The following is a 3,243-nucleotide window of genomic DNA, read 5'->3' as shown; positions in this document are numbered from 1 at the left end:
CCAGGCCCGGCAGCGCGGCGGTGGCGGCCATCTGGTCGGCCGCGGCCTGCAACTGCGCGGTGACGGCGGCGGCGAGCTGCCCGTTGCGGCGGGCGATCTCGGTCTCGGCCGCGGTCACCCGGCCCTGGGCGACGGCCTCGTCCCGCGTGGCGGCCTGAAGTCGGCCGGCCGCGACGACCTCGGCCGCCGCTGCCTCCTCCGCCTCCTCCACGGCCTCCTCGTGGTTCTCCTCCTCCTCGCTGATGCGCTCCGGTCCGACCTCGACGATGTGCTCCGCCCGCGCCAGCACCGGCCTGGCGGCGGTGAGCGCATCGGTGGCCTGCTGGATCGCGTTCTCGGCGGCGGTGATCGCCGGGAGGGCGGCCTGGACGCGGGGGTCGGCGGCGACATCGGGTGCGGCGGTGTGGGGGCGCGGGGCGCCGGGTGCGGCGGGGGCCGGTACGGGAGCCGGGGCGGGGGCGGCACTCGACTGCCCGTTCTTCGCGGCCTGTTCGGCGGCTGCGCGTGCGGCGGCGGCGCGTTCTTCGCGCACGGTGTTCTCGGCCCGCGTCAGCGCGGCCAGGGCCGTCCGAAGGTCGTGGTGGCCCTTCGTCTCGTCCCGCTCGTGCCGCTCGATGACCGACGGCAAGGTGGTGACGGTGTTCCGTGCCTCCGCGAGGTCCCGCTTCAGCCGTGCGACCAGCGCCTCGGCCTTCCGCGCGGCCTCGGCGGCGTCGGCGGCGGCCTTCCTCGCCCGCGCGTGGGCGGCGGTGGCGTTCGTGACCGCGAGCCGCGCCTTCCCATGGGCTTCTACGGCGGCCGTGTGCGCCCGGTTCGCCCGCTGGAGGGCGACGGTGAGGCGGTTCAGCCGCTGCGGGGTGTCGGCGAGGGTGTCGGTGGCGGTGTGCAGGAGTTCGGCCTGGGCGTCGAAGGCGTCCCATGCGGTGGTCAGGTCGGGGTCGGCGGTGACGAGGGCGCCCTCGGGCGTGAACTCCCAGCGGCGGATGCCCTGCGGGTCCCGGGTCATCAGCTCCAGCGGCCGGTTGCCGAGTACGGCGGTGCGGGAAGCGGCGTAGAGGGCCTGCCCGAGGTGTTCGCCCTGCGGGTCGGCGCCGAGGGCCACCCAGACCTGCACACCGTGACTGCCCGCGGGGATCGCGGAGTTGAGGCGCTCGGGCAGGGTGTGCGGCTCGGCGGTGGTCCAGTCGGGGACGAGCGCGGGCAGGTCGTGCAGGTTCGGCGGGGTCTCCGCCGGGGTGAGGAGACCGTGGCCGAGGAGGTCGCGTTCCTCGATGCGGAGGGTGACGGTGCCGGTGACGTGGCGGGTGCCTTCCGGTCCCTCCACGAGCAGATGGGCATCGGCGTCGACGACGTAACTCCGCGTCCCGCGCGTCCCGTTGGCGGGTGCGGCGGTGCTGCCGGACTTGAGCCAGTCGCGGCGGCTGCCGGTGGTGGTGCCGCCGAAGGTCGAGGGCTGGGTCTGCCGTTGGGCGAGCGGAACGCTGATGCCGGCGATCTCGTGGTTGTCGTCGTCGCCGCTGAGGAGTTCCGTGAACGACGTCGCGAGGGAGTGGTCGGCGCCGGCCGCGGTGCTCACCGTGTCGGTGGTGTTGTGGAGCTGGTCGAGGGTGACGTCGTCGGCCTGGGTGGAACGGCGCGGGTTGTAGAGCGTCACCGCGATCGACGGGGCCTGGGTCGGCGCTCCCTCGAAGGGCGCCGTGCCGGGCAGCTTGCGGGTGAGGTCGGCCGCCAGCCGGGGACGGTCGAGGGAGACCCGCCCCGCCTGGATCAACTGGCCCAGCCGGACGGCCTGTCCCTCCACCGAGACGGACGTGATCTGCGCGTGCCAGCCGCGGCCACCGCGCGGCGCCACGTCGTTGAGGGCCGTCTCCAGATGCGCCCAGCCGTCGAAGTGGAACGCCGGGGTCGGTCCCACCGGGTGGAACATCTGCGCGTCGGCGAGGTACGGCCCGGCGGCGGGGCCGGCCGGCCGCACGGTGTTGCGCGGATCGGTGCCGGAGACGACGGACGGGGCGTTCACCGGAGCCGGGCCACCGGCTCCGGGCAGGGTGGTCTCGGTGCCGGTGAACCGCAGCGTCAGCCGGACCGGGACGGTCCTGGTGCGCGGGGTGCCCCGGGCCATCAGTTCGTTGATCCACCGGTGTACGTCGCCGTCCGCGTCGGCCCAGGCGATGACGCCGTTCTGGATGAGGCCGCCGATGACGTTGGGCGGCCAGTCGGCGACCAGCGCGGAGCGGACCGACAGCTCGTAGTCGTACTGGAGGCCGTCGAAGTCGGCGCCGTTGTCGGTACGCAGCCAGAAGCGGTTGTCGGCGGTGGTAGCCCGCCGGGCGGTGATGCTGCTGGCCGACTGCGGGGTGAACACCGGCGCCGCGCGGTCCGTCTTGGTGGGGTCCGGGCCCTGGTTCGGGCGGAGGTAGCGGGTGGTCAGGGTGACCGGGAGCTGCTTCTGCCGGACCGAGGCGCGGGTGGTGGTGCGGCCCGCGGAGGTGTGCGACTGCCACTGTTCGAGACCCGAGCCGGGTGTCGAGGAACCCCGGATGCCGGCGAGGTTCTGGGTCCGCCGGGGCCGCGCCGTGAGCGTGACCTCGACCAACCGCTCACCGCCGTGGCCGTGGTGGCGGAAGTGGAAGCGGGTGGTGGCCCGGCGCGGAGTGCCGTCCGGACCGCGCCCGGGCAGCGAACGCAGCCCGGCGGACGAGGTGAGCTGCGCGATCCGGCTGTGCACACCCTGCTGGTATCCGGGGTGCCCGGGGGTGACCGCTCCGGGCGCCTCGGCCTCCACCAGCGCCAGCAGCTCGCGCCCGATCTGCCCACGCCGCTCCCGCGGGTTGACCCGCCCCAGCGGGATCTGTCCGGCGGCGGGCCCGGTCGTGGGCATGGGGGCGGCGACGGGCCGGTCGTATTCGATGACCGAGAGGACGCCACCGAGGCCGAGTTCCCGGTTGCGTGTGTACGGCGCCGGGAGGGCCGCCGTCAGGGTCGGGGCGGGTGCCGGGGCGAGCCGCTGCACCGAGCCCATCCACCGGGCGTCGCGGGCGAGTTGGCCCTGGGTCATGAGGAACTGAAGGCCGTCGGGGACGTCCACCGCGAAGGTGACCGGGTCGATGGTGCCGGGCTCGCCGACGCCGTTGAACAGGGTGCGGGAGCCCGCGCGGACCGTGACGAGGTAGGTGACGTCGGCGACCACCCGGTGCAGGTCGCCGCTCTCGGTGGGGGTGCGGTTGACGCCCGTGCCGGCGG

At 75.0% G+C, this 3,243-nt stretch carries 1 pseudogene; it reads right to left on the bottom strand.

Annotated features, from left to right (window positions below):
- Positions 1-3,243: pseudogene (locus ACWDEW_RS48740) on the bottom strand (hypothetical protein); the annotation flags it as partial.

The organism is Streptomyces sp. NPDC001100 (assembly GCF_053598575.1).
The sequence above is the reverse complement of the archived record's forward strand: the minus strand, read 5'-3'. Positions and strand labels throughout refer to the sequence as shown.